The sequence below is a fragment of the Pseudomonas sp. 2995-3 genome (genome assembly GCF_002742565.1).
GTDB lineage: Bacteria > Pseudomonadota > Gammaproteobacteria > Pseudomonadales > Pseudomonadaceae > Aquipseudomonas > Aquipseudomonas edaphica.
Genome location: NZ_LJSB01000135.1, coordinates 40,464 through 66,691, shown reverse-complemented (window position 1 = coordinate 66,691; position 26,228 = coordinate 40,464). Strand labels below are relative to the sequence as shown.

At 57.1% G+C, this 26,228-nt stretch carries 32 protein-coding genes and 1 tRNA gene; 14 read left to right on the top strand and 19 right to left on the bottom strand.

The window, feature by feature from the left end; all coding sequences use genetic code 11:
- Positions 1 to 374: 374 nt before the first annotated feature.
- The gene (locus tag AOA62_RS06815; RefSeq protein WP_017138414.1) at positions 375 to 554 is read right to left on the bottom strand and encodes a PA3371 family protein; all 180 of its coding nucleotides are present in this window, start codon (positions 552 to 554) and stop codon (positions 375 to 377) included.
- Between the two features lie 11 nt (positions 555 to 565).
- Entirely contained in the window at positions 566 to 793 is a 228-nt protein-coding gene (locus AOA62_RS06810; protein WP_099548206.1) for a hypothetical protein, read from the bottom strand.
- 325 nt (positions 794 to 1,118) lie between these two features.
- On the opposite strand from AOA62_RS06810, the gene AOA62_RS06805 reads away from it, so the two are divergent.
- Positions 1,119 to 1,195 (top strand) — tRNA-Arg (locus AOA62_RS06805).
- A gap of 128 nt (positions 1,196 to 1,323) precedes the next feature.
- Here AOA62_RS06805 and AOA62_RS06800 read toward each other — a convergent pair.
- The 8 genes from AOA62_RS06800 to AOA62_RS06760 form a co-directional block, all read right to left on the bottom strand.
- Entirely contained in the window at positions 1,324 to 1,857 is a 534-nt protein-coding gene (locus tag AOA62_RS06800; RefSeq protein WP_099548190.1) for a hypothetical protein, read from the bottom strand.
- 193 nt (positions 1,858 to 2,050) lie between these two features.
- Positions 2,051 to 2,668 (bottom strand): recombinase family protein, encoded by a 618-nt coding sequence (locus AOA62_RS06795; protein ID WP_099548189.1) that lies wholly within the window; start codon positions 2,666 to 2,668, stop codon positions 2,051 to 2,053.
- A gap of 521 nt (positions 2,669 to 3,189) precedes the next feature.
- Complete coding sequence (locus tag AOA62_RS06785) at positions 3,190 to 3,480, bottom strand: hypothetical protein (protein ID WP_099548187.1); 291 nt, start codon at positions 3,478 to 3,480, stop codon at positions 3,190 to 3,192.
- A 2-nt stretch (positions 3,481 to 3,482) separates the two neighbouring features.
- Positions 3,483 to 6,695, bottom strand: a complete 3,213-nt coding sequence (locus tag AOA62_RS06780; RefSeq protein WP_099548186.1) for a phage tail tape measure protein — start codon at positions 6,693 to 6,695, stop codon at positions 3,483 to 3,485.
- A 51-nt stretch (positions 6,696 to 6,746) separates the two neighbouring features.
- Positions 6,747 to 7,580 (bottom strand): hypothetical protein, encoded by an 834-nt coding sequence (locus AOA62_RS06775; protein ID WP_099548185.1) that lies wholly within the window; start codon positions 7,578 to 7,580, stop codon positions 6,747 to 6,749.
- Positions 7,577 to 7,795, bottom strand: a complete 219-nt coding sequence (locus AOA62_RS06770) for a hypothetical protein (protein WP_099548184.1) — start codon at positions 7,793 to 7,795, stop codon at positions 7,577 to 7,579. Before AOA62_RS06770 ends, AOA62_RS06775 begins: the two co-directional genes overlap by 4 nt.
- Positions 7,782 to 8,213 carry a hypothetical protein gene (locus tag AOA62_RS06765; RefSeq protein WP_099548183.1) on the bottom strand — a complete coding sequence of 144 codons (432 nt, stop codon included), beginning with the start codon at positions 8,211 to 8,213 and terminating at the stop codon, positions 7,782 to 7,784. The genes AOA62_RS06770 and AOA62_RS06765 overlap by 14 nt, the downstream gene beginning before the upstream one ends.
- Positions 8,210 to 8,626, bottom strand: a complete 417-nt coding sequence (locus tag AOA62_RS06760) for a DUF5681 domain-containing protein (protein WP_017138405.1) — start codon at positions 8,624 to 8,626, stop codon at positions 8,210 to 8,212. Before AOA62_RS06760 ends, AOA62_RS06765 begins: the two co-directional genes overlap by 4 nt.
- Positions 8,627 to 10,374: 1,748 nt before the next feature.
- Here AOA62_RS06760 and AOA62_RS06750 point away from each other — a divergent pair.
- The 5 genes from AOA62_RS06750 to AOA62_RS06730 all read left to right on the top strand — a co-directional run bounded on the left by AOA62_RS06750 (position 10,375) and on the right by AOA62_RS06730 (position 12,141).
- Positions 10,375 to 10,578 carry a hypothetical protein gene (locus AOA62_RS06750; protein ID WP_099548181.1) on the top strand — a complete coding sequence of 68 codons (204 nt, stop codon included), beginning with the start codon at positions 10,375 to 10,377 and terminating at the stop codon, positions 10,576 to 10,578.
- 235 nt (positions 10,579 to 10,813) lie between these two features.
- Positions 10,814 to 11,041 (top strand): hypothetical protein, encoded by a 228-nt coding sequence (locus AOA62_RS06745; protein ID WP_099548180.1) that lies wholly within the window; start codon positions 10,814 to 10,816, stop codon positions 11,039 to 11,041.
- 145 nt (positions 11,042 to 11,186) lie between these two features.
- Positions 11,187 to 11,372, top strand: coding sequence for a hypothetical protein (locus AOA62_RS06740; protein ID WP_099548204.1), 186 nt, complete (start codon positions 11,187 to 11,189; stop codon positions 11,370 to 11,372).
- On the top strand, positions 11,369 to 11,632 hold the full coding sequence (locus AOA62_RS06735) for a hypothetical protein (protein ID WP_099548179.1): 264 nt from the start codon (positions 11,369 to 11,371) through the stop codon (positions 11,630 to 11,632). The genes AOA62_RS06740 and AOA62_RS06735 overlap by 4 nt, the downstream gene beginning before the upstream one ends.
- On the top strand, positions 11,629 to 12,141 hold the full coding sequence (locus tag AOA62_RS06730; RefSeq protein WP_099548178.1) for a hypothetical protein: 513 nt from the start codon (positions 11,629 to 11,631) through the stop codon (positions 12,139 to 12,141). The genes AOA62_RS06735 and AOA62_RS06730 overlap by 4 nt, the downstream gene beginning before the upstream one ends.
- Positions 12,142 to 12,246: 105 nt before the next feature.
- On the opposite strand, the gene AOA62_RS06725 is transcribed toward AOA62_RS06730, so the two are convergent.
- From AOA62_RS06725 to AOA62_RS06715, 3 genes are all read right to left on the bottom strand, one after another.
- Positions 12,247 to 13,005, bottom strand: coding sequence for a hypothetical protein (locus AOA62_RS06725; RefSeq protein ID WP_256592304.1), 759 nt, complete (start codon positions 13,003 to 13,005; stop codon positions 12,247 to 12,249).
- 156 nt (positions 13,006 to 13,161) lie between these two features.
- Positions 13,162 to 13,398 carry a helix-turn-helix domain-containing protein gene (locus tag AOA62_RS06720; RefSeq protein ID WP_099548176.1) on the bottom strand — a complete coding sequence of 79 codons (237 nt, stop codon included), beginning with the start codon at positions 13,396 to 13,398 and terminating at the stop codon, positions 13,162 to 13,164.
- A gap of 118 nt (positions 13,399 to 13,516) precedes the next feature.
- Positions 13,517 to 13,717, bottom strand: a complete 201-nt coding sequence (locus AOA62_RS06715; protein WP_099548203.1) for a helix-turn-helix domain-containing protein — start codon at positions 13,715 to 13,717, stop codon at positions 13,517 to 13,519.
- A 186-nt stretch (positions 13,718 to 13,903) separates the two neighbouring features.
- Between AOA62_RS06715 and AOA62_RS06710 the strand changes: the two genes are divergently transcribed.
- The gene (locus tag AOA62_RS06710; RefSeq protein WP_099548175.1) at positions 13,904 to 14,377 is read left to right on the top strand and encodes a hypothetical protein; all 474 of its coding nucleotides are present in this window, start codon (positions 13,904 to 13,906) and stop codon (positions 14,375 to 14,377) included.
- A gap of 7 nt (positions 14,378 to 14,384) precedes the next feature.
- Here the strand turns inward: AOA62_RS06710 and AOA62_RS06705 are convergent, their stop codons facing one another.
- Positions 14,385 to 15,596, bottom strand: coding sequence for a site-specific integrase (locus AOA62_RS06705; protein ID WP_026067397.1), 1,212 nt, complete (start codon positions 15,594 to 15,596; stop codon positions 14,385 to 14,387).
- A gap of 453 nt (positions 15,597 to 16,049) precedes the next feature.
- Between AOA62_RS06705 and AOA62_RS06700 the strand changes: the two genes are divergently transcribed.
- Complete coding sequence (locus AOA62_RS06700) at positions 16,050 to 17,441, top strand: MFS transporter (protein ID WP_099548173.1); 1,392 nt, start codon at positions 16,050 to 16,052, stop codon at positions 17,439 to 17,441.
- Positions 17,442 to 17,463: 22 nt separating this feature from the next.
- Here AOA62_RS06700 and AOA62_RS06695 read toward each other — a convergent pair whose 3' ends face one another.
- From AOA62_RS06695 to flgA, 4 genes are all read right to left on the bottom strand, one after another.
- The gene (locus AOA62_RS06695; RefSeq protein ID WP_017138392.1) at positions 17,464 to 18,213 is read right to left on the bottom strand and encodes a flagellar brake protein; all 750 of its coding nucleotides are present in this window, start codon (positions 18,211 to 18,213) and stop codon (positions 17,464 to 17,466) included.
- A gap of 96 nt (positions 18,214 to 18,309) precedes the next feature.
- The gene (locus AOA62_RS06690; protein WP_017138391.1) at positions 18,310 to 18,780 is read right to left on the bottom strand and encodes a flagella synthesis protein FlgN; all 471 of its coding nucleotides are present in this window, start codon (positions 18,778 to 18,780) and stop codon (positions 18,310 to 18,312) included.
- Positions 18,781 to 18,828: 48 nt separating this feature from the next.
- Positions 18,829 to 19,155, bottom strand: coding sequence for a flagellar biosynthesis anti-sigma factor FlgM (gene flgM, locus AOA62_RS06685; RefSeq protein ID WP_017138390.1), 327 nt, complete (start codon positions 19,153 to 19,155; stop codon positions 18,829 to 18,831).
- Positions 19,156 to 19,314: 159 nt separating this feature from the next.
- Positions 19,315 to 20,073 carry a flagellar basal body P-ring formation chaperone FlgA gene (flgA, locus tag AOA62_RS06680; protein ID WP_026013793.1) on the bottom strand — a complete coding sequence of 253 codons (759 nt, stop codon included), beginning with the start codon at positions 20,071 to 20,073 and terminating at the stop codon, positions 19,315 to 19,317.
- Between the two features lie 95 nt (positions 20,074 to 20,168).
- Here flgA and AOA62_RS06675 point away from each other — a divergent pair, with 95 nt between their 5' ends.
- Both AOA62_RS06675 and cheR read left to right on the top strand, forming a co-directional pair.
- On the top strand, positions 20,169 to 21,101 hold the full coding sequence (locus AOA62_RS06675) for a chemotaxis protein CheV (protein WP_017138388.1): 933 nt from the start codon (positions 20,169 to 20,171) through the stop codon (positions 21,099 to 21,101).
- A 44-nt stretch (positions 21,102 to 21,145) separates the two neighbouring features.
- The gene (gene cheR, locus AOA62_RS06670) at positions 21,146 to 21,973 is read left to right on the top strand and encodes a protein-glutamate O-methyltransferase CheR (RefSeq protein ID WP_017138387.1); all 828 of its coding nucleotides are present in this window, start codon (positions 21,146 to 21,148) and stop codon (positions 21,971 to 21,973) included.
- A gap of 87 nt (positions 21,974 to 22,060) precedes the next feature.
- Here cheR and AOA62_RS06665 read toward each other — a convergent pair whose 3' ends face one another.
- Positions 22,061 to 22,840 (bottom strand): hypothetical protein, encoded by a 780-nt coding sequence (locus AOA62_RS06665; protein WP_099548172.1) that lies wholly within the window; start codon positions 22,838 to 22,840, stop codon positions 22,061 to 22,063.
- 325 nt (positions 22,841 to 23,165) lie between these two features.
- Between AOA62_RS06665 and flgB the strand changes: the two genes are divergently transcribed.
- The 4 genes from flgB to flgE are packed head-to-tail and all read left to right on the top strand — an operon-like array spanning position 23,166 to position 26,119.
- Entirely contained in the window at positions 23,166 to 23,573 is a 408-nt protein-coding gene (flgB, locus tag AOA62_RS06660; protein ID WP_003214246.1) for a flagellar basal body rod protein FlgB, read from the top strand.
- A gap of 3 nt (positions 23,574 to 23,576) precedes the next feature.
- On the top strand, positions 23,577 to 24,029 hold the full coding sequence (gene flgC, locus AOA62_RS06655) for a flagellar basal body rod protein FlgC (RefSeq protein ID WP_017138385.1): 453 nt from the start codon (positions 23,577 to 23,579) through the stop codon (positions 24,027 to 24,029).
- A 16-nt stretch (positions 24,030 to 24,045) separates the two neighbouring features.
- Positions 24,046 to 24,777, top strand: a complete 732-nt coding sequence (gene flgD / locus AOA62_RS06650; RefSeq protein WP_017138384.1) for a flagellar hook assembly protein FlgD — start codon at positions 24,046 to 24,048, stop codon at positions 24,775 to 24,777.
- Between the two features lie 31 nt (positions 24,778 to 24,808).
- A complete protein-coding gene (gene flgE / locus AOA62_RS06645) occupies positions 24,809 to 26,119 on the top strand; it encodes a flagellar hook protein FlgE (protein ID WP_017138383.1) in 1,311 nt (436 codons plus the stop codon).
- The last annotated feature ends 109 nt before the right edge of the window (positions 26,120 to 26,228 follow it).

Genomic DNA, 26,228 nt, shown 5'->3' with positions numbered 1-26,228 from the left:
CAGGGGAGCGGTTTTTGGAATTGGCCGCAAGATGAGTGTTAAGACAAGGCTCACGACCAAAGTTCAACCCGAATTGCAAAGAGGCCGCATCATGCCTCAGATTTGACATTTCCTTGGCGTCAATTCTGTGACAAATATTGAACTGACTAAAGGCTTAATGCCAGCACTCATTTGCATTTTTGCGGACTGGTTGGAAAACTTTTCAACGCGTCATTCCTCAGGGGAACTTCCCGTAAGTCCAGGCTCGCGCAGGGATTGAGGCCGCATATCCTAAAGCAAAGTGGCCTTTTGCCCTTATCTTTAAGACTAGTGGCAATTTGCCGATTTGCTAGGGTGGGGCGACATAAGGTCGAGGGAGGGAGGTGGCGCAGAGATTACCGCAAAACGGGGTCGAATTTGATTTTGCGGCCCATGAAAAGCGTCAGCACAAGCAGGCTCGTGAACACGCCGGCTGCGACCATTGCAGCAGTTTGTCCATCTTCGGAGGTGGCGCCCAGGCCAAGGAGGCCAGTGGCGACAGTCAGGCACAAAAACAGCCAGGCGGATTTGCTCATGAATGGCGTCCTTAGAAAACCCAATGTTCGGATGCCGGTGCAGTCTGGGTGCCTTGGGTCAGGCGTACCGGCGATTGCGCGTTGGGCGTCATCACCGCCAATTGCGGGCGTTGTTGCAGATGGTGCGGCACGGCCTGGCTAAGTTGCGCAGGATCATTACTGCCGGTGGATTGGAAATGAAACATCACCAGTGCAGCCAAGGCTATGGTGTTGAGGGCTAACAGAAGGGCACTGTTCATGGTCATGTTCTCCGCTAAACGCCGTGGCTGGATGGGTTTGTAGGAGAAGTATTGCAGGTCCCGTGCCAATCTATTATTTCATTAAAATCAATGACTTGAGTCTACTTTAAAGCGGCGTCGTGTTGCAATTTGCAATGATGGCATTTTGGGGTAATGCATTTTGCACGACAGCATCCAGGCCCCGTGGCTGCGGGGCAACGCGGGCCTCGGTCGAACAAGGATCGGCCTACACTCAAAAAGCCCACGGACGACATGACAAAACCCACCTTGGCCGTTAACATGCACGCCGTCCGTCGCTGTGCCCCGTGCCCGATGGCTGTCATTTGTCCCAGTAGCTCAATTGGATAGAGCATCCCCCTCCTAAGGGGAAGGTTGGCCGTTCGAACCGGCCCTGGGACACCATATAATTCAAGGCCTGTAGCCATTTATTGCGTTCCACCAGAACTTTGGTGACAGCAGGGTGGCAGCAACAGGCAAAAGAAAGCCCCGATCGGTTGTTCCTGATCGGGGCTTTTTTTTGTGACCGGTAACTAAGGGATGGTTACTGATAGTCCAGAGTTCGGCCCGGGAGGCAGGCCCAAAACGGTGTCGATACCGGTCGTTGCACGCAGATCGTCCAGTAACTGTTGCGGATCAAATTTTTTGCCGATTATCGCCTCAGACTCTGCGCGGGGGTTTGCAGACGGGCGCGCTCGGTAAGCAATGAGGTAAGGGATGTCTTCAGCCAGCGCCTTCAGGCACAACCCCCTAATATAGAATCGGTTGAACTCACCTTCTGCAAGGGTATCTGGAGCTGTAACTGGGATTTGTGCTTGGGTAAATCCGCCGCTCGGCTTAGCTCGATTTTCATGGCTTTTGAGCAATCTTTGCTCTCGGATTTGACCCGCTAACCACACATCGGAGTGGTTTCCCGCTGCTTCTTTGAGGGTGTCTGGCCATAGCCGGCTACCTTCTTCGTTCAGCCGTGGGCTCGTGTAGATAGTCCCTTTATCTAGATCGAATGCTACTTCTTGGACCATATTTGCGCGGACATCCACATCCATGTCCCTGTACTCAAGACCCATGATTACTTTCCTTCGTTATCCATCGCAGGCAAGACCTTGCCCTCTTGAGGTGTAGGCCGGTAGTCAATCAACCGCCCTAGACATCGCCTACCGCGTCATCACTCCGACGCAGTCGATCTGACGCTAGCACTTTGATGGCTCAGCCTTCAATAGACCCAGATCAGTGCCCATCGAGGAAGTGTTGCAAGGAATCTCAGGTTGATGCCAGGTCCCTGATCCTCAGCACGGTGGTGGTCGAGCAGTTGGCGTGCCGGGCCGTCGCGCGTATGCCCAGGCCAGCACCGAGCAGCTCGGTCACGCGCTTGTGCAGATCGGCGTCCACCGGGCGCCCCTGGTACTTGCCGGCGGCCTTGGCCTTTTCGATGCCCTGGGCCTGCCGGTCGCGGCGCTGCTCGTAATCCTTGCGCGCGATCGCCGCCATCATTTCCACCAGCATCGAGTTGATGGCCCCAAGCATCCGCCCGGTGAACTCGTCGCCCTTGGTGTCCTGCATTCCCTGGTGGCTGGTCGGCAGGTCGAGCGCGACGATGCGCAGGCCCTTGGAGTCGATCGCGGCCTTGAGCTTTTGCCAGTCCTCCACCGGGAGACGGGATAGACGGTCTATCGATTCCACCAGCAGGACGTCACCCTTGCGCGCATCTTTCAGCAGGCGCAGCAGCTCCGGCCGGTCGGCGGTGGCGCCGCTGGCGTTCTCTAGGTACACGCTGGCGATGACCTTGTTATGGTCGCTGGCGAACTGCTCAAGCGAGGCGCGGGCGCGGCCGGCGTCTTGCTCTTCGGTGGAGGCTCGGAGGTATGCGCGGATGAACATGGTGGGTGCCTGTATCAGTTAGGGCGTTCTACTAATACTGTTGCACTTTGGGTGTTACTTATCAAGAGAAAAGCCCGAGAAAGGCAAAATAAGCCTGTATCTGGATAGGCATACCCATAAAGATGGCTATCTGATACCTTCCTATTTCACATAGGCGCTACAACAAGGAGATAGCTCAATGGCACAGTCGAGATGCATTAAATGCGACGGCACTGCATTTGAGATTAAGGAAGCAAAAATAGCTGGGTCGAACTTCAGAATGAATTTCGTCCAATGCGCAAAATGCGGCGGCGTGGTTGGCGTGACAGAGTTTGCTAACACTACAGCGATGCTGAATAACATCTCAAGAAAGCTGGGCATCTAGCCCTGCAAGGTCGATGTGAGCAACTTTTCTCGCATTAGATGTGCTCAAAACTGAGCGCATCTTGGATGGCTCAGATCAGAGCCATCGCCGGCGAGTGGTGGAAACGCCACAGTGTGTAGGTTTCAACACACTGTGTTGTTTTCGACACGGTGGCGGGTCAGGGCGAGCTCGGGCTCCACGCCTTGCTTCCCGGGCTTAGGATGATCTTGAGATAACGGTCAGCATTCCCTTTAGAGTGCTGACGGCCTTCTGCCAGCAACTCAGCCGGCCTCGATTCGAAGTCGTCGTGTAGAACTGCCGTGGTCCGCACTACAACCTCTATAGCCTCTTCAAGAATCTTTCTGACTTCCTCGGCATTGGGGCTCTGTGGAATCATCTCCAGGAAGTGATTGGTTATGGCGTCGCTGATGATGCCAGCGAGCCGCGGTTTATCATATTCAATACCCATGATTATCTCCCGTTGATTACTCGCCACGTCGCGCCACCGCTGGGGCTCAACGTTCTGCGTTCATTTGCTGCGATCTCTGCCCGGATCAGATTGAGGAACTGCGGAGCCAGCTTTTGGCCCATCGCGGTATCTGCTGTCGCGTCGGCTTGACCGTTACGATTGATGTTGATGGTGATCTCCATCTTTGACTCGGTATTGCCGCCGGCCGCCACTGGTGGAGCGCCCAGGGCGCGTACGCCGAGACTCCCATCTGTCGATCTGGTCAGCGGCATGATCGCCTCCGGCCCCGCCTCGGCGAAGATGCCCGCGCCCTTGGCGAACGCGAACATCTGCGGCTTGTCGTGCACCTGGTTGCTGAAACTCGACAGGCTCGGCGAATCATAAACGCCGCCCTTGGCGTTGGCCGTGATGGCGCTCCCGATGCTTGAGCCGAAACTGGTGCCGCCGCCGCCCCACGCGCCCGCTATGCTCGAGAAAATGCTGGATGCTGCCTGGCGAGCGGCGATGCGCGCCATATCTGCAATGATCGACTTGGTGAGGTCGGCAAAAGAAAGTTTGCCAGTCAGGGCAAAATCGACCAGAGAGTCTTCCATCTCGCCAAACGCGCCCGTCACAAGCGACTTTGCTTGCCCGGACATATCCCTGGCAGACTCAAGGTAGTTTTCAAAGGCCGAGGTCGCTCCGCTACGCCAATCACCTTGGGCCTTCGACATCTCGTCGTAGTTACCAACCACCGTGTCGCGGTACTTCCTTTCCGCATCTTCCAGGCTGGCCAGGTCCCGCTCGTAATCGTCCTTGCTGTACTTGTCAGGCGCGGTCTTGCGGCGATCCAGCAGCTTGGCGCGCTCGTCGTTGAACTTGTCCGTGGTTGCGTCGAGGCTTGATTGCAGTGCCGCTTGCCGGTCGCCCAGCCCCAGCCCGTTTGCTGCGCGGGAGCCAGCGGCTTCCAGTGCGGCTCGCTGGCGTTCCAGCTGGTAGACGTACGCCTCCGAGGCGGCCGTCAGCTGCTCCAGGCGGCCTTTCTCGTTCGTTGCAATGACAGTCAGCTGGCTGTCTGCATCCTTTTGCGCCTTGACCATCCCCTGCCGTGCGTCGGCGATCTTTTGGTCGATCTGGATGCTCTGCGCCGCCGTTGTGGACTTCTTACCTTTCGCTGCCTCGAGGGCATCAATCTCGGCCTGGTACGCCGCGGTAACATCATCCTTTTCCTGGTTGATCAGGGCCGACCTTTGCTTAGCATAGTCCGACAGCGAAACCACACCAGCCTTCTGCTGGGCTTCCAGCTCCTTCTGGGCGTTTCGGTATTCATTGACGATATCGGAAAGGTTGTTTTTGGCATTGTTGAAGCTGGTCAGGTCGACTTGAGAGCTGGCGGCCTTGGGGTCTTTGTACTTGTCGTTGATGTTGGTGATGTTTTTGTCGACCACTGCCTGAGCCAGGCGAGGATCGTTCGGCGCGACCGCGCGAATATCGTCGAGTTGCTTTTTGTACTCTTTTAGCTCGTTCGTCCGTTTCTGCTCGTTCGTCCACGCGGACTTGGTGAGCGAGTCAACCTTTTCTCCGGCGACAATTGCCGCTTGCTCAGCCTTGCCCCGATCATCCAGGAACTTGATGCGCTGATTATCTGCATCGCGCTGCAGCTCAAGGAAGCGAATTTGCGCCTCTGTTTCCGCACGCACCTTCGGGCTAACTTCCTTGGCGTTCATTCTCACGCCACCAACATCAAACGCCTCTGAGCCGGTGAGGGTGGCGCGCAGTTCCTTGATCTGGTCATCAAAGCTCTTCGTGCGGCCCGCCTCGCTGATTCCGCTCAGCGCACCACTAGCGGCATTCTTGATGCCAAGCCAGGCCCGCTCCCAAAGGTTGAGGTTTTCGATCACCTGGCGCGATCTGGTTTGCACGGTGTCGGCGTAGGTATCGGTCAGCAGCTTTGTCGCGCCGATCTCATTGCCTTGCTCTTTCAGGGAGACGATTTGCGCGTACGTGGATGCTGTCAAAAAATGATATTGCTCATTCAGCGATTTAGCAGCGGCCACCGGGTCATCGGCGATCTTCACGAACTCAGCTACCGTCGTCTCTATCGATTTGCCGGTGGCCTTTTCCATGGATAGGGCAGCCTCGGCGATCTCCACGAAACTGCCGCTGGCGAGCTTGCCGGTACCGGCGAGGGTGGCCAGCACGTCCGCCGCCTGCCCGGTAGTGCCTACTGTGGCCGCCACCTGGCGCGACATATCGCTCAATTGTCCGGCGCTTGTACCTGCGTAGTTACCGGTGAGGATAAGCGCCTTGTTAAAGGCATCCGTTTCTTCGCTGCCCTGGTAGTAAGCGTATGCCATCCCGCCTATAGCGGCGGTGACAATGCCGATCGGCGCGGCGAGGGCTAGCATACTGCTCATGGATGCGCCCGCACCCACGCCAATCTGTGCGATGGCCCGCGCACCGCTACCCCAGTCTCCAGACTGAAGCGCGTTACCGAGCTGCATTACGTTTTCCTGGGCCTGGCGAGTACCCAGCTTCAGCTTGTCGAAGACGCCACCTACTTCGGTAACGCCCGCTCGATCTTTTCCGACCTTGGCCAGGGCGGCGTTGTAGGCGTTAATATCGATCGCCCCAACGCGGAACGCTTCGTGTGCAGCATTTTCTTGGGCTTCCAGCTTTGCCAGCTTCGCGGTGACCGGGTCTATGCCGTTAACTGTGCGCTTTAGCGCCTCAATCTGTCGGTTTTCTGCATCAATCAGGCGCTGCTTTTGGGCTGTTTCCTTGGCTTCCGCCTTCTCGATTTTGTCGAACGCTTTGCCCAACTGCTCCTGATACTTGACCTGCTCCTCAGACGTGACCAGTCCGCCTTTCTTGGCGCGCTCAAGCAAGCCCTCAGCCTGCATCAGCGATTCCATACTGGCGATATTGCCCGTCATGGCTCGATCAAGCTGGGCGATCACGTTGATTTCAGCGACCGCGCTGTCGGCTGCTTTGCGGCTTGCACCGGATCTGCGATCTATCGCGGCAGCGGACTTGTCGACGCCCTGTGCTACCTCACTTTCAGCTTGAGTGATCTGCTTGCCAGTGTTGGCCAGGCCGTCGCTGGCTTTACCCAGATCGACTATCGCTTTCTGGGCGCCCTCTGCCGACTCAACCAATTTATCCAAGTCGCCAGCCGCATTGACGGCTTGCGATGTATCTACCTCGATGCCCAAGGAGCGGAAGGTTGTGGACATTTAGTTACCTCGTATGGCGCTACCAAACCCGCGTAGCGCCATGGTTAGCGGTTAGGCCGCTTCGGATTGATCAGGAGACGCTTTTGCGGTGGTGCGAGTGGGCATTTTCGCAAGCCATTCGCGAAGTGCTTCGGAGCCTTCGCAGCCCGATCGCCACTTCTCAAAGCGACCGGTGTACCCATTCGAATTGGCGACCATACCGCTCAGTGCAACACCGGCATTGGAGGCGGTGGCTAGCACGTCATCGTAGATCGCTAGCATCTGCTTGAGTCCATCAATGTCTTCGGCGCGCGACGCGGCAATTCCTGCGCGCGAAAGGCTGTCAGCCGCCTCTGACGATAGCCCGGAGAGCATTGGGTTTGCCCTGAGCACCGCCTCTACAACGTCAGGGTGACTGCCTGCGCGCGCCTCAGCGACTAATCGCTGACGCTCTTCCGGCTTGAGGCCTCGCACGATGGCTCGTAGCTCCTGATCAGCCAGGAAACCAACAACGTCCGAGCTAGCGCGAGGCGTGACCGCTGCAAATCCGCTGGCCACTGTTTGGGCCAACGTGAGCATATCTTTTGCCGCCTTCTCCATTGCAGGCATCAGGGCGGGGATGATTCCATCAATCTGCTCCTTGCCCTTGCGCTCAATGGCTGCGGCGTTGAGGTCCTTGTTCTCGCGAATCGAGAGAATTTCTTCGCCGAGGTCCTTGAACGCCTCTAGCGACAAACCCTGCAAATGGCGAACAGACTTCAGCAAGCCACCTGCCTGCCAAGTGCCCTTGGTGCCATCTGGTCGCTGAATATTGAATGTTCTTGCCTCTACCTGGGAGTGCTCGTATTCGGAGTAATGGAGGTTGGCCAAGCCAACTTTGAGGACGGATCGTTTTCCGATTTTCATGGATTTGCCTTTTGATTGTCTGGCCGTGGGGCGGCCGGTTTTTGGTCTGAGGATTCGCTCAGGATTTGGAGTAGGGACACGTTTTCTCGGGCGCCACCGCCGGCTGCTGCTTCGTGCAACTCGTCCATAAGGGCGCTGATCTCTCGCACGTCACGATTGAATTGAGTGAGCCCGGATTGCTGACGCAGCTTGGCCACCTGGCTACGGATGTTCATGGCGGGCCTCGATGATCAGTTGGTACTGTTCTGCGACGTGGTCTTTGATGTCTTGCCCATCAGCCAGCGGTGGGAAGATCCAGGCACCCGAACTTGGGAATGGCCGCATATCCATCACACCTACCGGAGCGGGACGGCAGAGGCTTTCAATTGCGCGGACGTGGAGAATGAACGCCTCTGCCAGATTGGCCGCGTCATAGCTGTTCATGGTGCACAGTGGGAAGTGCATGACCGTCTGTACGCCGAGGACGGGATAGTTGAAGGAGTGGCCCACTGTCCTGGGGTAGTCCATCTCCTCCTCAACCGCGTCAAGCCTGCAGTCCACCACCGTCAACATAACGAGCACTGTTTCTTCGTCTTCGGCGCCGATCTTTTCTGCAATTCGCTTGAGCTCGGCGCGCATCCACTTAATGCTCATTGCCGCATTCCCTCCATCTGTTCGCGGAGCTCTTCGACGGCCTTCTGTAACTCGGCAACTTCGATGACCCGGGCAACAGCGCCTAGCCCTTCGATCAATGCCTTGCCCTGGTCGGGCGGTAGCTCGCCGGCGGCAACTGCGCGAAGAATTGATTTGGCTGCGCTGGGTAGGTCGGTGTCGTCGAGTTCGAAGCACACTGTCTCGGCAGTTGGCTTGATTGGCGGTACCAGGCGTTCAAGGATCAGTCGGCAAGCCTGCATATCGCCCTTCTTGGCCGCTGTCAGAACTTTCTTTGTCACGGCGTCTGCACCTTCCGCGAGTCGGGCGCGCAGCTCTTGCGTCTGGCCGGAACGACCACCGGGATTACCTGACTGCCCCGGCTTCCATTTGCCGGCTTTATCGCGATCAGTCATGCGGTGGGCGATTCCATGGCGATGACCGGTTTGTTTTCAGCGAGTGCTATCAGCAGGGCGGATGCTTGAACGCTTCCGTCGGCAGCGGCTTCGCGAAGGCGGCCCCAGGCGGCAGCAACTTCGGAACGAGTTGGTTTGTGCTGGCGTCCTCGGGCGGGCTTAGCTGTGTTCATAGATGCTGCCTCGAATGGGGTTTTGAGTGGCTCAAAAACTCACATTAGGCATGATCTGATCATTTATCCAGTGCTTTTTAGGTGCACTCTATGTGCTACACGCAACCGGATTAAACGGGACTGAAATAGTTGATTTACAGGGGATCGAAGAGGGTATTTTTGTTGCAGTAAGTCGGAGGTAGGCAAAGTGATACATAGCCGAGTTTTCGGCTCAGTCCGATCTCAGATTGAGGATGAAGCGAGGAGGGCTGACCTACCGTTTCGGTATGTCAGGTTTCCGCGCCACGTTTTGCGAGATGTGAAAACGTGGCGCGGATTTGATGCGTCCACATTTGGACCGATCTTCCCCCGGCGGGGTAATACCCCTGATTACGGGTATTTGTGAAAGCAGGATTTCCTGCCTTGGGGGGGGGGAGTGGATTAGCCAGGCTCAACTCTGGCCCCAGGACAGAATTGCATGAGGTGGCGCTTTACCACCCCATGGCTCAAAGGTGAGCGATGTTCACAATTGGATCGCGCCTGCTTCAGCCTGCTGTCAGGCGCCGTCTAACGTTAGATAACAGTGTGAGAGTTATCGCGATCAAGTGGTGATAGATTGAAAGATTCAGTCACGATTGCGGATCGAGAGTAATGGATACTTACCTTTTTTCTGGAGTGATTTTACCCGAGCGAGCCCAGTTGACGCTGCAAAATTCCCACACGTTTTCGCACATGAGTTCTGGAGTCACAGGATCCATTCACATTAGCGTTTTATGCAATCAGCTCGCTGTATGGGTGACGAGTGAGGGTTACGATTGGGATATTTTTGATCTACGAAACATGGTTAAGACGGGTGTGCAGAACCAGATTTCAATGGTTGGCTACTTGCTCGGCTACGCATATGACGTCGAGATCACTCGTGTCCTGCACCCTGGGAGGGGAATCGATCATGTTTTTGGGATCGACATTCCCTGTTTAGCAGGTCGGAAACACGACTTTGACTTGCAGACGGCATTGGCAGCCTTGGAAAGAAAGTCCTATGGCCCTAATGGGATGTTCCTCCATCGGTGTTTCACGGACTTATGTTTCGCGATGAAGCATGCTGACGATACCGGGTTTTACTGCTATCGAGCGATCGAGTCGTTGTTTCATCATTGCGCCTCCGTGCACGGTATAAGTCAATCAAGCAAGTCTGTGAGGTGGGCGAAGTTCCGAGAGGCTTCATCCTGCGATGAGGCAACGCTTTATATGATCAAGGATGCAGCTGACCCATTGAGGCACGGTGAAGTGGCAAACGCTTCAGATGCAACTCGAGCGCAACTATTCATATCAACCTGGGATGTAGTCGACGGGTACCTCAAAAGCGTGGCGGAGGGCCCTGACAAGTAGGGTGAAGCTCTGAGCTGAGTATCAGCCTTGCTATGTAGGCTTCATAATCCAATAAATTAAAAACTTAGCGATCAGTGAGACCAAAACGTCTCACCGAGACCAAAACGTCACACATCGCGATATTTCACTGGGGGAGCGGGACTTTTCAGGTGTTTTGCCTGCTTTCGGGAGATATCCTCAAAACTCAGGACATCTCCCGGAGCCCCTATGTCAGTCATCGATTGCGATTACCTGCCCGACCCATCCAAGACCACATTCCCGCCAGAACTGGCGCTGCTGATCGTGCGCAAGGCTGCCTCAATGGCCGAGGGGTTCGAACAGCAGGCCCTGGATCAACTGACCAAGGACGCCATATCGGCAATATCCGCCGGTGCCGATCCGCGCCAGGTGATCAGGCAGATGCGCTTGTAACTTCCTCCGGTGCAGGGAGTTGTGAGGTATTCCACCGGCGGTGGTAGACCAAATCCTTTTACGACCCTCTCGCGAAACCACCGATAATTCGTCGGTAGTCGCCACGCAAACCCGTGATATCTCGGCCAGGCAGATCCCCCAGATTTGGGGGCAGCAAATATTTTGCGTCCCTCTATTGCGTGACTGCTAACGATGGCGCATTATTGATCTATCGTGACTGCTAACGGAGACAGCAATGAGGGACGACGAATCGAAGCGGCCGCTATCGGCGGCTGAGCGCCAAAGGATCTACAAGGAGCGGCAACGCGAATTGGGCTTCAGGCAAACCACGGTCTGGGTTCACACTGAAACGGAGGAGGAAGGCAAGCAAGCAGCGCGCGACGGTAAGCCACTCAAGCCGATGGAGTCGAAAGACCCCTTGAGCTGGGCGGCAGGCTGGATCAGCGAGACCGGTAGGCAGTAGATGCGGGAAACTCCCGTATGTCGATCGGCTTAAACCGTAGCCGATTGAATCGATGGTCCAGATTTGGGCCATCTCAAAAGAGGTGCCAAGCCGCTGCGCTAACAGCGGCCTGGCGATCACACGACGCCACTTGAAGGTACACGTCATGCAATTTAAACAGAATACCATCCAAATTCTGGATGCGCGCGGCCAGATTATCGCCACCATGGCGCTGCCGGCCAATATCAAGCTCACTGAGCTGGCCCCGTTGAAGATCCTGGGCGACATCAGCTTCAAGGTTTTGCCAGGCGCCGCCCCATTTCGTGGGATCTGCTTAGGGGGTGTCCTGTGAGCGCTCAGGCCCGCACCATCCAAGAAGTCGCCCATGACACGCTTGAGGATCTCGGAAGCGCCCAAATAGCACTGCGCCAGGTAGAGGCCGTGCTCTGGGCCGCATTGGCGGATAAGGGCACCAGCCAGCACGTTCGTAACTTGCTAGACGTTGCATGGAGCCTGGCCGCTGAGGGCGCCAACACCGCCGACTGCAACCGCGAGGAAATCACGGCCGCGCTGGCTGGGTGTGCTGCGCTGGACGCCGGGGGTGACCAATGAGCCGCTCCTACAAGGCAATCGCCGAGACTGCCATTAGTGACCTGTACGAGGCGCAGGCAGCGCTCGACAACATGCACGCGATCTTCACGCTGATGCTCCAGCACTTCCCCGAAGACAGTACCGGCAACGCGTTCGCCCAACTCGGCACTCTTGAGGCGAATGACTGGTCCACGAAAATTTATCAGTGGTGCGAGTGCATGGAAAACGAGATGGATGACGCGAACGCGGAGGCGCAAAAGGCACCGCCATTGCCTCACTACCTGCTGGACCAGCGAAGCAACGATGTGGCCGAGGCGATTTCTGCCGAACGCACACACGCTACCCGGTGGTGGACGCACTTGAACGAGATGCGTCGCCGCAAGGAGCTGCCAGAGTGGGTGGGGGCGGCCGTCGGCACACATGATGAGCACGACCTGATGCTGGAGAGTCGGAAGGCCGTCAATCAAGCCCTGTTCGGCTCAGATGACCTAGGCGGCGATCAACAATACCGCGCGGTGATGTTGGAGTAGGGCTGGTAAACAACGACACCTTTGCAGCATCAAGGGCGCTACCCCGAAACAGGGTGGTGCCCTTTTTTCATTTGCTGGCGGTTGGTGCCTTCTCGGCAAAGCAGATCAGGTCGAACTGTATGCCTCCAACCACTCGTCAACACTCTGATCCTGAGGAGGCTTAGGAATAGGTAAATCAGTTATGGAAGCTGTCTTGTATTCGTCCTTTCTTATTAACTTGTTTTCGTGGTTTGAAACGCACGTAGTTGAAATCGGCTGTAACCCGCGCACTGCATGTGCTGGAGCGTTTTCCTTGTCCGGGGCTCTTGTCCGGAAGTTGTCCGGCAGTTGTCCGGATATTGTCCGGAATTTGTCCGGCAAAATTGCCTTTCTGAATTGCTCGGGAGTCAGGCTGATAGGCGCCAAACTGCCAGCGTTAATACGGTCGTCAGTCAGCAATCCGGTCAGCATGACGCCACGCAGTTTCCCCATGTAATCGTGCATAGCTGAAAGGCGCCGAGGGAACGGCAAGCCCGTGCCCATCCAGAATTTGTAGAAGTGGCTCCGCTTGCCGATGCGGAATTGTCCCTTGGGAAGCAGCGCGCCAGCCTTAGCTGCGGCCGTGTTCCGCTGACGGGTCAGGTCTGCATTGAAAACGGCGTATACAGACTCCCCATTCACTAGCGAGACGAACCGCAACGTGATACCGGCGCTCCGGGTTTTGCCATAGTGACCAGTTGAATAATCCGTGTACTCGAAAGCATCCAGGCCTAATGAAATAAGCGCTTTACTGCAAAGCCTGGCCCGGTTGGTGTTGATCCACTCAGGCGGCACGGGCTTGCCGCTCGCCGGTTGAATGACGAGCTGCCCACGCTCAATGCTCACCGTGTCGCCGCGGCTAAGTAGTTTTGTGGCTAGGCATTCCACTGAATCGACCTCAGCGTAGTTCGGCTGGATAAACGACGGGCTGAAGCCCGCCAGCAGCTCGCAGGCAGGCGCAAGGGACGCCGCAATTTCGTGGCGTCCCCTGCGGTCTCCGGATTACGACGCTTCGCGCATCAGGATGTACTTGGCCACGCGGTGTGGCGGCCGGCCTGGCTCAGTGGACTGATGCGTCCAGTAGGTGCGGATTTCGTGACCCTTTTTCCTGAGTCGCCGAATGGTGTTTGGCGGCTGGACAATATCCAGTTCCTTTGCGGCCTCGATGGTCGATACTGGCCCGTGTCGCAGGGCCTCCATCATCTTGCGGTCTTGCTCAGTGGAAGAATGACGTGTCATAGTTTGCCCTTCACGTTGGTGCTATCCAGTGTGTTTTCGCTAAGGCGGTGTTCGAGCACCGCCTTAGCAACCTCTCGCGCAACCCTGCGCAATCTCCACTCCCTATTCTTTTCGTACTTCACCGTGCGCCGACCTTTGCCGCGCGCTCGATGAAAGCCTTCAGCTCGGACGCCAAAGCCAGCCGCCGGCGGCCGATCTTGAAAGTCTTGATTTCCCCTTGAGCGATAAGCTCGTAGGTCGCCGAGCGAGAGATACCCAAAATGCGGGCAGACTCTTCGACGCTCACAGACAGCGGCGCCATTTGTTGTGCTTGTTCCATGGTTGTCTCCCAAAAAACGAAGCCAGAGAAGGCGTCGTGTTTTGCTAGGTTACAACGCATAAAACTATCATTGCAAGCAATTGCTAAACAGTCTCGTACTCGCATGGATTGACAGCACTTTGCGCGTCGCGCAAGCTGTGGTGATCAGGTCAGTTAGGCTGACCTCATCAGAGCAGATGGAAGGGTATGGCGACTAAGACGAGCAAGCGCGTTGGCGAAACGAGCACCACTGTGAGTGTGGGGATCAGAATTGACCCAAAAATCAAATTCGCTCTGGACATGATGGGGCGATTGCAGAAGCGGTCATTGACCGCGGTAATCGAGTGGGCGATCTCTAACGCGATGAGCCAGCAAGCTATCGATAGCTCAAAAGGCCCCACAAAAATCACTGAGGCTATCGACTCGATCTGGTCGACAGATGAAGCGACCAGGTTCATCAATATGTGCTACGAAGTCCCGACGATGCTCACCTACGACGAGCTGAGACTCTGGGACACGATCAAACTGTCCAAGCTTTTTTGGACGGTTGGATATGCCACTGATTACCGGGAGCACCTGAACGAATGGAAGCTGCGGATTAATTGGGATCTGTTAAAAAATCACGTCGAAGAACACAAAAATTCGCCCTCCGTAGTGGAGTTCGATGACATTCCGTTCTAGTCGTCAGTTAGATCAGCTCAACTGCAGCCGCCTTTGTTCCAGGGGCTAGGTGGGCATATCGAAGTGTCATCTTGATATCGGCGTGCCCCAGCAGATCCCGTACCGTGTTGAGCGGTACGCCAGCCATTACCAGGCGTGAAGCGAAGTCGTGCCGCATATCGTGCCAGCGGAATCCGTCGATCTGCGCCCGCTCAAGCAACTTGAGCCAAGCGCTTTTGACGTCCTCAAAGCGACCGCCGCCCTGACCTGGGAACACATACGCCGACTTGCTCACCTGCTTCTTCCAGGCTTCCAGTACACCAACGGTTTCCTTGTTCATCGGGATGTGGCGCGTATCGCTTGTCTTGGTGGTGGCCCCGGCGACTGTGATTGTCTTCGTGTTGAAGTTCACCGCTGACCATTCCAGGTCGAACAGCTCTCCGCGCCTCATGCCGGTATTCAACGATATCAACACCATTGGCTTCAGGTGATCGGTGAAGGGCAGTTGCAGGAGGCTTGGCAGTGGCTCTCTGTGGCGGTCCGTCCGCCAGGTGTTTGCACTCTCGCGCTCGACCCTCATTTCATCCTGTCGAGCGTCCAGGGCATCGCGTAGACGCTTGGTCTCGTCAGCAGCCAGGTAGCGAATCACCCCCTTTGAGTCGACTTTGAGCTGTTTCAGCTTGGCCAGAGGATGCTCGTCGATGTAATCCCACTCGACCGCCCGGCTGAATACTCCGCTGATAGAGCCCATTTTCCGGTTGACTGTGGAGGGCTTGTTGCCGGCCTGCATCCATCCTGTGCGGATCAGCTCCAGGTCTCGCCCGGTGATCGCGTCCAAGCGCTGGGCCATGATTGGGTCGAAGTTATTGCTGAGGGTGTGCTGCGTCTTCTCATGGCCTTTGTGATGGGCTTTGAACCACGGCATGTAGGTGTCGTCGATAAAGTCGCGCAGCGAGGGCAGGGCTGACCCCTTGCGGCCCTGGGCGATGGCCAGAGGCTCGCCATGGGCGTGCGCATCGGCTAAGTACTGGGCGGCCTCGGTTCGGGCTTGGTCAAGAGTAAGCACGCCGACACGCCCGAGGGTGGCGTTCTTGTTTCGGCCCCAAGTGACCATGTAGGACTTGTGACCGCTGGGCAGTACGCGAATGAAGAAACCGGGTTGCACGGTGTCATGCACGCGGTATGCTTTCGCCTCGGCGGCTAGGCTGCCAATTAGCTTCTGAGTGATTTTGGTTTTCAAGGGTTCGACCGTGACAGCATGGTGGCAGCAAAAAGCACTATACCGCTCGATGTTCACGGACTCAATGGGACTAAAAGGCCCAGTAATTCTGGGATTGTGGCTGTGCCTGTTGGGTCTAAATTGACCCTCCTAAGGGGAAGGTTGGCCGTTCGAACCGGCCCTGGGACACCATCTTCAAAAGCCCTGCACAGGTTGTCCTGGCAGGGCTTTTTTGTGCGTGCCTGCAACACCGGTCGAACCTTGCCGCCTGTCAGGGTTCACAGCAGGTGCGCAGTGTGTTTCTCGTCGCTTTTGTACGCTGCATATGTACCTTGCATGCGGCCAGGCAGCGTCTGAACGATTAAGCAAAATATTCCCCGGAAAACGGCCCGCTGCGTCTGTCCGCTCCCGGCAACCCCGGACTATCATGCTGATAGCCCTGTCCCTCACTGCAAGGAGCCGCTCGGAACGCCGATGCGCCAGATCTGGAAATCTTTTCGAGCCCTTTATTTCGCCTCCTTGATGATGTTGATCGGGTCCGGCCTGCTCAGCACTTACCTTGCCTTGCGTCTGGCAGCCGACCACGTCGACAGCCTGTGGGTGGGTGCGCTGATGGCGGCCAACTACTTCGGCCTGGTGCTGGGCGGCAAGATCGGGCATCGCCTGATTGCCCGCGTCGGGCATATTCGCGCGTATGCCACCTGTGCCGGGATTGTCGGCGCGGCGGTGTTGGGCCACGGCCTCATCAACTGGCTGCCGGCCTGGATTGTGCTGCGGATGATCGTGGGCCTGGGGATGATGTGCCAGTACATGGTTATCGAAAGCTGGCTCAATGAGCAGGCGGACGCCAAGCAGCGTGGCGTGGTATTCAGCGGCTATATGATCGCCTCCTACCTTGGGCTGGTATTGGGTCAGTTGATTCTGGTCATGCACCCGCAGCTTGGCCTCGAATTGCTCATGCTCGTGGCGCTGTGCTTTGCCTTGTGCCTGGTGCCGGTGGCCATGACCCGACGCATTCACCCGGCGCCTCTGCACCCTGCGCCTATGGAGCCGCGCTTCTTTATCAAGCGTGTGCCGCAGTCGCTGAGTACGGTGCTGGGCGCGGGGCTGATCGTTGGCTCGTTCTACGGCCTGGCGCCGTTGTATGCCTCGCAGCAAGGCTTGAGCACCGAGCAGGTCGGCCTGTTCATGGGTAGCTGCATCTTTGCCGGTCTGTTGGTGCAGTGGCCATTGGGTTGGTTGTCGGACCGCTATGATCGTGCCTTGCTGATTCGCTGCTTTGCCTTGTGCCTGGCGGTGGCGGCGTTGCCATTGGCCGTGATGACCCAAGTGCCGCTGGAAGTGCTGTTTGTGGCTGGCTTCCTGTGTTCGCTGGTGCAGTTCTGCCTGTATCCGTTGGCTGTGGCGTTCTCCAATGACCATGTGGAAGGTGATCGCCGCGTGTCGCTGACGGCCATGTTGCTGGTGACCTACGGCATCGGCGCGAGTGTCGGGCCGCTGTTGGCGGGTGTGGTGATGAAGCTGTTCGGCAGCCACATGCTGTACGCCTTTTTCAGCCTGTGTGCATTGGTCCTGGTGTGGCGGATCCGGCCGAAGGCGGTGACTAACCTGCATCAGGTGGACGATGCGCCGCTGCATCACGTGGCGATGCCCGACAGCATGTCCAGCTCGCCGCTGGTGGCCTGCCTTGACCCGCGGGTGGATGAAGCGGTGGTGCAGGAGCAAATGCAGAGCGTGGTGCCCGACCCGGAACCTGAAATCGAAACTGACCCGCAACAACCCACGGATGAACCGGCTTTTGAAGGGCCGCCGGAGCCTCTGGGGCCGGACGAGCATCCCCACGACTTGAGCAGGGCACGCCCCTGAAAGCAAAAACGGCCTTTAAGGCTTAAAGGTCGTCGTCTTTGTCAAAGCGCCGCGCTTCACGCTGCAACTGATACACAAAACGTTCAACCTGGCGCTGAACCAAGCCGCTCATGTTATGGAAGCGCACGCCGGCGAAGGTGGTGTTGATCTTGTCTTCGACGTGCAGGTAACGCAGCTCCACCGAGGTGGTCATGCTGCCAAAGGGCAGGGCGGCGATAAAGCGGTCATAGACCTGGCCCAGCTGCAGGCGATCGGAAATGTCGCCTTCAAAACGCAGCTTGCAGCCGGTGGCGGAGATGTCCAGCAGTTTGCCGCTGATCGGTGCCTTGAGCTTTTCGCCACCCAGCTCGATGCTTACCAGTTGGGCCAGCTTCAACGCTGCCCGAAAGGCATTGCGACGCTGATGGTAGACCACCTCGTCGGGCATGCTGCCGGTGTAGATGCGGTGGCCGCCTTTTTCACTGATGGTCAGTGTGCCGTTGCTTTCCCAGGCGACACGCACACCGTCATGGAAGCCTTCAATGCGGAACGGTTCGCCATTCTCAAGGTAGCGTTCACCGTCGCGGGGGATCATTTCGTCCAGGGCGAGCGTTTTGCTGTCCCGATCTATATCCACCAGATAGCTTTGGAACCGCTGGCTGCGTTCATGGAAAGTGATAATCAGCGGGTCATGGCTTTCTTGCAGCATTCGCAACGTGCTGGCGATTTCCAGAGGCGTGGTGAGCACCTTGGGTGGCTGCGGAGCATCTTCCGCATTAAGGGCGTTGAACACGGTTCTTCCATCTCCAGACAAAATACGACTACACGCAAGAACCGGCATTTTGCCAGCATGTAGCGCGCCTTGGATAGGGCGCGCTGTAAACCGGTGTCAGGCTTGGCTGCGGGTGCTTGGCTTGACCAGGCGCGAGGTCGACCCTTGGGCGTTGTACAGCGCCGGAGGCTCTCCGCCGTGGAGTATGCGCAACTGGTTGGCGGTCGTAGCCTGCTGCAGCTGGATCGACTGGCCGTTGAGCAGGTTGGCTTCCTGGCACTGGGCCAGCAATTGATTGAGTGCGGTGCTCTGCGCCAGCAACTGATCGCCTACCGAGGAGTGGCTGGCCAGTTGTGCCAGGCCATCATGATCAGCCGGCAGGCCCAGGCTGATGAGAATTTCGCTGCGCTTCTTGCCATGCTGCTCCAGCAGCACGATCAGCGACTGTTTGCGCGCCAGGATTTCCTCCAGCAAGCGCATGTCCCGGCCATAGAGGGCCAGGGATTCTTCTTTGAGCAGCTCGAGCAGAAGTTGCGTCGGCGCCAGATCATCAATGATCAGTTCAAGCAAATGTTCGTCGTGGTGCATGGCTGGCCTTGGGTTTTAAGCGTCCACAAGCCCTGCGCAGGCCTTTGCCTAGCGCTCGGCTTCGAAGTTAAGCAGCTTGCTGGCTACACGGTTGCTGTCGACCTTATAGCTGCCATCAGCGATTGCCTGTTTCAATTCGGCCACGCGGGCTTTATTGACAACCGGTTGATCGCGCAGCGAGTCAGTGACCTTCTGCAACTGTTGAGCCTCATTGCTCAGGTGTACCGATTCCCCGCTCTGGCTGGCGCTGGCCTGTTCTGCCTTGGCGGCAGGTGCTGGCTGGGACTTGGCTTCTACGCCGTCCTTTGCCCCGCTGGTGCGCGTATTGCCCGGCAAAGCCTGGGTGTTATTTAAACGACTGAAATCAATGACCATGTTAAAAAAACCTCTGGGTATTTGGACGCTTGCCATGTTTTCGGCCATACCCGGACAAACTTTAGGCCCGATTGACAATAAACCTGTACAGGTCGACATCCCACGCACAGTGTAGGAAAACCTGGCGTTTCACACCAGTGATCTCACAGCGGTGATCTTCTATAGCGCCACCTCAACCTGGCCCGGCGCGGTCACCTGCGCCTTGATCACACGGTTGGAATTGAGGTTCTTGACCCGGATCTGCTCGCTCATCCCGCCGTTGGACAGCGCCTCCCCCGGCATTTTTACCATCAGCCCGCCGCTACTGGCGGAAATCACCACCTGGTCGCCCTTGCGAATCACCTCAGCCTGTTCCAGATGCACCAGCGTAATGACCTGGTCGGTGACCATTGGTCGGGTCAGTTTCTGCCCGATCGCTTGGTCCACAGCGGTGAGGTAGCCCTGATTGATCAGGCTGATGTCGCGTTCACGCAGGGCCACGTCTTCAAAACCAATGATGCCGGTGCGTTTGAGCGGGCGTGTGACCACAACCACATCGCGGAACAGTTTGACCTGCGCCGGCACAAACACGGTCCAGGGTGAGGCGCCCTCGCAGCGCACTTTTACCGTCACGCGGCCGATGGGCTGGGCCGGGCTTTCGAGGCTGGCCGTCAATTCCTTGTCGCACATGGGCATGCGCAGGCGCGGGTCCAGTTGGTTGACCTGGATTTCGTAACGCCCCGGCGTTTGGGTGGTCGCCAGATAATCTTCTACAGTGAACTCAAGAAAGCCTTGGGTGACGCCGATAAGGAGATCAGGCAAGGTGACATTATCTGCGCGAGCCGTGGTGCCCGAGCCCAAGGCAAGCAAAGCCATCGTTGCGCAGAGCAATCTGCGATACCGTGGGATGCGTCGGAAAACTGTCGTTTTAAGGTTCATAGACCAATAAATAGCAAAGCCCGTGCCGTTTAGTGTTGGGTGAGCGTCGTTGCCCTTGTAGGTATAGCCAAAGGTTTTAGCGTAGGAGTCAAGGCATGGCAGGAGTAATGGACTCAGTAAACCAGCGCACACAGCTGGTAGGGCAGAATCGCCTGGAACTGTTGCTTTTCCGCCTGGACGGCAAGCAGCTGTACGGCATCAATGTGTTTAAAGTGCGGGAAGTGCTGCAGTGCCCCAAGCTGACCATATTGCCTAAATCCAGCCCGGTGGTCTGCGGCGTAGCGAATATCCGAGGCGCGACCATCCCGATTCTCGACCTGGCCATGGCCACCGGTTCCTCGGGGTTGCAGGACCGCGAAAGCCCCTTTGTGATCATCACCGAATACAACACCAAGACCCAGGGTTTCCTGGTGCGCTCGGTGGAGCGCATCGTCAATATGAACTGGGAGGAGATCCATCCGCCGCCCAAGGGCACCGGGCGCGATCACTACCTCACGGCAGTGACGCGGGTCGACAACCAGTTGGTCGAAATCATCGACGTGGAAAAGATCCTCGCCGAAGTCGCACCCACCTCGGAAACCATTTCGGTTGGCGTGGTAGACGCCGAAACCGCACACAAGGCGGTGTCGCTGCGTGTGCTGACGGTGGATGACTCCTCGGTGGCGCGCAAGCAAGTCAGCCGCTGCCTGCAAACGGTCGGCGTGGAAGTGGTGGCCTTGAACGATGGTCGCCAAGCCCTGGATTACCTGCGCAAGCTGGTGGACGAAGGCAAGAAGCCGGAAGAAGAGTTCCTGATGATGATCTCCGACATTGAAATGCCGGAAATGGACGGCTATACCCTCACGGCCGAGATACGTAACGATCCACGCATGCAAAAATTGCATATCATCCTGCATACTTCATTGTCGGGCGTATTCAATCAGGCGATGGTCAAGAAGGTCGGTGCTGATGACTTCCTGGCCAAATTCCGCCCTGATGACCTGGCATCCCGGGTAGTCGACCGGATCAAGGCAGCAGATCACGGCTAGGGGGATTTCCTCCTGGCGGTCACACGATTTAAGAGGCGGTATCATTGTCTACGGGTAATTTGGATTTCGAACAGTTCCGGGTCTTCCTGGAAAAAGCCTGTGGCATATTGCTCGGTGAAAACAAGCAGTACCTGGTATCCAGCCGTCTCAATAAACTGATGGAGCAGCAGGGCATCAAGTCGCTGGGCGAGTTGGTCCAGCGCATCCAGGGCCAGCCGCGCAGTGGGCTTAAGGAAATGGTGGTAGATGCCATGACCACCAACGAAACCTTGTGGTTTCGTGATACCTACCCCTTTGAAGTGCTCAAGAACAAAGTGCTGCCGGAGGCCATCAAGGCCAGCCCGGGCCAGCGCTTGCGTATTTGGTCGGCCGCCTGTTCGTCGGGGCAGGAGCCGTACTCGATCTCGATGTCCATCGATGAGTTCGAGCGTACGAACATGGGCCAATTGAAGGCCGGTGCGCAAATTGTCGCCACCGACCTGTCCGGCACCATGCTCACCAACTGCAAGACCGGCGAGTACGACAGCCTGGCCCTGGGCCGCGGTTTGTCCCAGGAACGCTTGCAACGTTTCTTCGACCCCAAAGGGGCAGGACGCTGGGCGGTCAAGGCGCCGATCAAGAGCCGGGTGGAATTTCGCTCGTTCAACCTGCTCGACAGCTATGCCAGCCTGGGCAAGTTCGACATGGTGTTCTGCCGCAATGTGTTGATCTACTTCTCGGCAGAGGTGAAGAAAGACATCCTGTTGCGTATTCACGGTACGCTCAAGCGCGGGGGCTACCTTTTTCTTGGCGCGTCCGAAGCGCTCAACGGGCTCCCGGACCATTACCAGATGGTGCAATGCAGCCCTGGGATCATTTATCAGGCCAAGTAATGGCGGCTTGAGCATAAAAAACGGGAAGCCCCGCAAAGGCTTCCCGTTTTTTATGTGCGCCAAGCGTCAGTTTTTTACGTGCGGTGGTTAGGGCCTGGGTGTCATTCGGATATTGCCCAGGAAGAGAAGATTGTCCTTGCCGGGGATGCTCCCGTTGAAAATACCCAAATGCACAGTTTCTGTTCTAGCTGCGGTAAATGTCCCGGTTCCGGTTTGTGTTGATGCGTTGGTTATGTTTTGTACATAGGCGCCGATTGGGCTGCCGTTAATCCTCAGTTGCAGCGTCGAGCCATCTCCAGCGGGTGAACCACCACGGGCATCAAAGCTGAAATCGTAGGTGACCCCAGCGAAGACCGATATGGGTCGAGTGATGATGTGAGCGGCGGTGACCTGGCTGCTGGGCAGGTCAACGACCACGCTGCCGTTGACGACGTGCAGCTTCCCGCCTGCATAAATTGTCGGAGGTACCCAGCCTTGGAAGGTGCCATCGGCGAAATCCCACACTGTGCCAGGAACAGGCACAACGATGCCGCCGGCATCGATGGACACGGTTGCGTTCGGCGCAAAGTACACGTCGCTGCCACGTCGAACGCGTAATATTAAAACAACATTGGTGCCTGACTTACCGACAATGATTGAACGGTGAGTCAAAAAGTTGAGCTCGGCCTCGTCTTTCTCCACCTCAAAGCTCAGGTTGTACGTTCTGCCTCTTTCGCCGATCAAATTTGCGTTGACGAAATCACCCTGCATGACGGCAAAGGGGCAAACCAATTCAACCGCATTGCCGATCAGCAGTCTGGTCGAGAGGTTTGGAATGGGTAGCGCGTTGTCCTGCAGGACGAATCTGAGGGGGGGAATAGTCAGCATGGTGTGCCTCTGCTTTATGCATGTGGGGGGTCACCCGATGAGGCACGCAAAGACGTAGGTGCAACAACTGTCAGAAATGACAGTGCAGACGAGCGGTCAAGGTATCTGGCGCATTGGGGCAGCCTGTTGAAGGATTGCCGCCGGGTGTAAAAGCGGCAACCGCCATTGCCGCTTTACTGGCGCCACGCGGAAGCCCATTGCCGCTTTTCTGGCATTGCCGCCGGCAAACCTTGCGCAAACCCTTGTAATACGGGCCTTCGGCGAATTGGCATGGGCCTTGCTATAACCCAGATACGAAAAGCAGGTCAGCCTAAAGGTTTCCGCCATGAGCATCAGCTTCGATAAAGCGCTCGGTATCCACGAACAAGCCCTGGGCTTTCGCGCCCAACGTGCCGAAGTCCTGGCCAACAACATTGCCAACGCCGACACCCCGAACTACAAGGCTCGGGATTTGGACTTCTCCGCCGTGCTCGCCGCACAGCAGGACAAGACCAAGAACGGCACCTTTGCCTTGAACATGACCAACAGCCGTCATATCGAAGCGCAAGGCCTGGGCAATGGTGACGAGTCGCTGCTGTATCGCACGCCGATGCAGCCGTCGATCGATCAGAACACCGTCGACGCCCAGCTGGAGCAATCGGCCTACGCCGAGAACTCGGTGAATTTTCAGGCCAGCTTCACCCTGCTTAACAGCAAATTCAAAGGGCTGATGTCAGCCCTGCGCGGAGAGTAAGCCATGTCCCTCGCCAGTGTTTTCAATATTGCCGGCAGTGGCATGAGCGCGCAGACCACGCGTTTGAACACCGTCGCCAGTAACATCGCCAACGCCGAGACCGTGTCTTCGAGCATTGACCAGACCTACCGCGCCCGTCACCCGGTGTTCGCCACCATGTTCCAGGGTGGCCAGGCCGGCCAGAGCGGCAGCGGTGATTCGCTGTTCCAGAACCAGGATGCGGCGGGCCAAGGCGTGCAGGTGCTCGGCGTGGTCGAAGACCAGAGCAACCTGGAAGCCCGCTACGAGCCTAACCATCCGGCCGCGAACGAAAAGGGTTACGTGTACTACCCCAACGTCAACGTGGTCGAGGAAATGGCCGACATGATTTCCGCCAGCCGCTCGTTCCAGACCAACGCGGAAATGATGAACACCGCCAAAACCATGATGCAGAAGGTCCTGACCCTGGGTCAGTGATAAGGGGCGCCAAATAATGGCCATTGTTGATACCACTTCTACACCCAACACGGCGGTTCAGGACCTGTTCAACTCCAAGGTCAAGACTGCCACAGACAACAGCGGCCTTGATGGTGCCGCCAAGGCGGCCACGGGCAACCAGGCGCTGGGCAAGGATGCGTTCCTGCAACTGCTGGTGACCCAGCTGAAAAACCAGAATCCGCTGTCGCCTCAGGACAACGGCGCGTTCGTGGCGCAGCTGGCGCAGTTCAGCAGCCTGGAAGGCATCAACACCCTGAACGACTCGGTGAATGCGATCTCCAGCAACTTCAGCTCTTCGCAAGCGTTGCAGGCCTCGTCACTGGTCGGGCGTTCGATCATCACCCAGACCGACAAGGCCATGGTTGATACCAGCAAGAGCATGACCGGCTCGGTGGCGGTGACGGCAGCGACAGGTAACGTCTCGGTAAAAATCACCGACAAAGACGGCAACGTGGTGCGCACTATCGACATGGGCGCCCAAAGCGCCGGCAATTCAAGCTTTATATGGGATGGCAAGAACGACAAAGGTGAAGTCGCCCCCGCCGGCACTTATACCTTCGCGGCCAGCACCAAGAATGACAAAGGCGACTCGGTTGCCCTGTTGACGTCGCTGCCGGCAACGGTCACCAGCGTGACGTTGAGCAAGACCGGCGGCGAAATGCTGCTCAACCTTGCAGGCGGCATGGGCAGCGTCAAGCTGTCGCAAATTCAGACTATCGGTACATAGAGCCGGCTAAATACGGCAGAAGGAGAGAAACATGTCTTTTAACATCGGCCTTAGCGGCCTCTATGCGGCCAACAAACAACTGGACGTGACGGGCAACAACATTGCCAACGTTGCGACCACCGGTTTCAAATCGTCCCGTGCGGAGTTTTCCGACATCTACGCGGCGTCCAAACTGGGCACTGGCCAGAACAGTGTCGGCAGCGGCGTGAACCTGGCGGCGGTGTCCCAGCAATTCACCCAAGGTGACGTCAACAACACCGGCGGCTTGCTGGACATGGCGATCCAGGGCGGTGGCTTCTTCGTGCAGAAGGGCAGTGACGGTTCGCTGGAATACACCCGTAGCGGCACCTTCCGTTCGGACAAAGACGGCTACATCACCAACAACACCGGCACCTCGCGCCTGCAAGGCTACGCCGCGGACGCCGATGGCAACATCATCAAGGGCGCGCTGACCGACCTGCAATTGAACCTGTCGAACCTGCCGCCCAAGGCGTCCACCAAAGTGGACTCCACCAGTAACCTGAACTCTTCCTCGCCGGTGATTGATCAGGCGGCGCACCCGTTCGATCCAACCGAGTCCAGCTCGTTCAGTACCCAGTACAACACTACGCTGTACGACACTCAGGGTAACGCGCACCCGATGGTGCAGTACCTGGTCAAAACGGATTCCAATACCTGGAAGTCCTACACCCTGATCGACGGCCGTAACCCAGACGGTTCGGCACCTACCGGCACAGGCTCGACGCCACCGGTGGCATCGACGTTGAGCTTTGACGGTGCTGGCAAACTCACCGGGATTGTCACCGGGGGCACCTCCAGTACTACCTTGCAGCTGACTGGCTGGGTGCCGGGTACAGTGACCAATGGCGTGTGGACCAAAAACGGCGCGAATGCCAACCCTGGCGGTATTGCCATCAACATGGGCAACATCACCCAGTACAACTCGGCCACCTACCGTAACCCACCGGTCACCGATGGCTATGCCACCGGCCAGATCACCGGTCTGAATATCGACGGTAACGGCGTGCTGTTCGCCACCTTCAGCAACCAGCAGAGCAAGGCCATCGGTCAGCTCTCCCTGGCCAGCTTCAACAACGAACAGGGGCTGCAGCCGTCGGGTGGCACCACTTGGAAAGAGACCTTCGCCTCGGGCCAGCCGGGTTATGACGCCCCGCAATCCGGCACCTTGGGTTCGATCGTGTCCAAGTCCCTGGAAAACTCCAACGTCAACCTGACCAATGAGCTGGTGGACCTGATCAAGGCCCAGAGCAACTACCAGGCGAACGCCAAGACCATCTCCACCCAGAGCACCATCATGCAGACCATTATTCAGATGACCTGATGCGGTTGGCCTGACACTGCTGTGAATGAAAGCCCCTCTAGCGAGGGGCTTTTTTTTGCCTGCTATTTGGATCAGCAACCATTCCCACCCTTTGCTCAGTTGCGAGCTG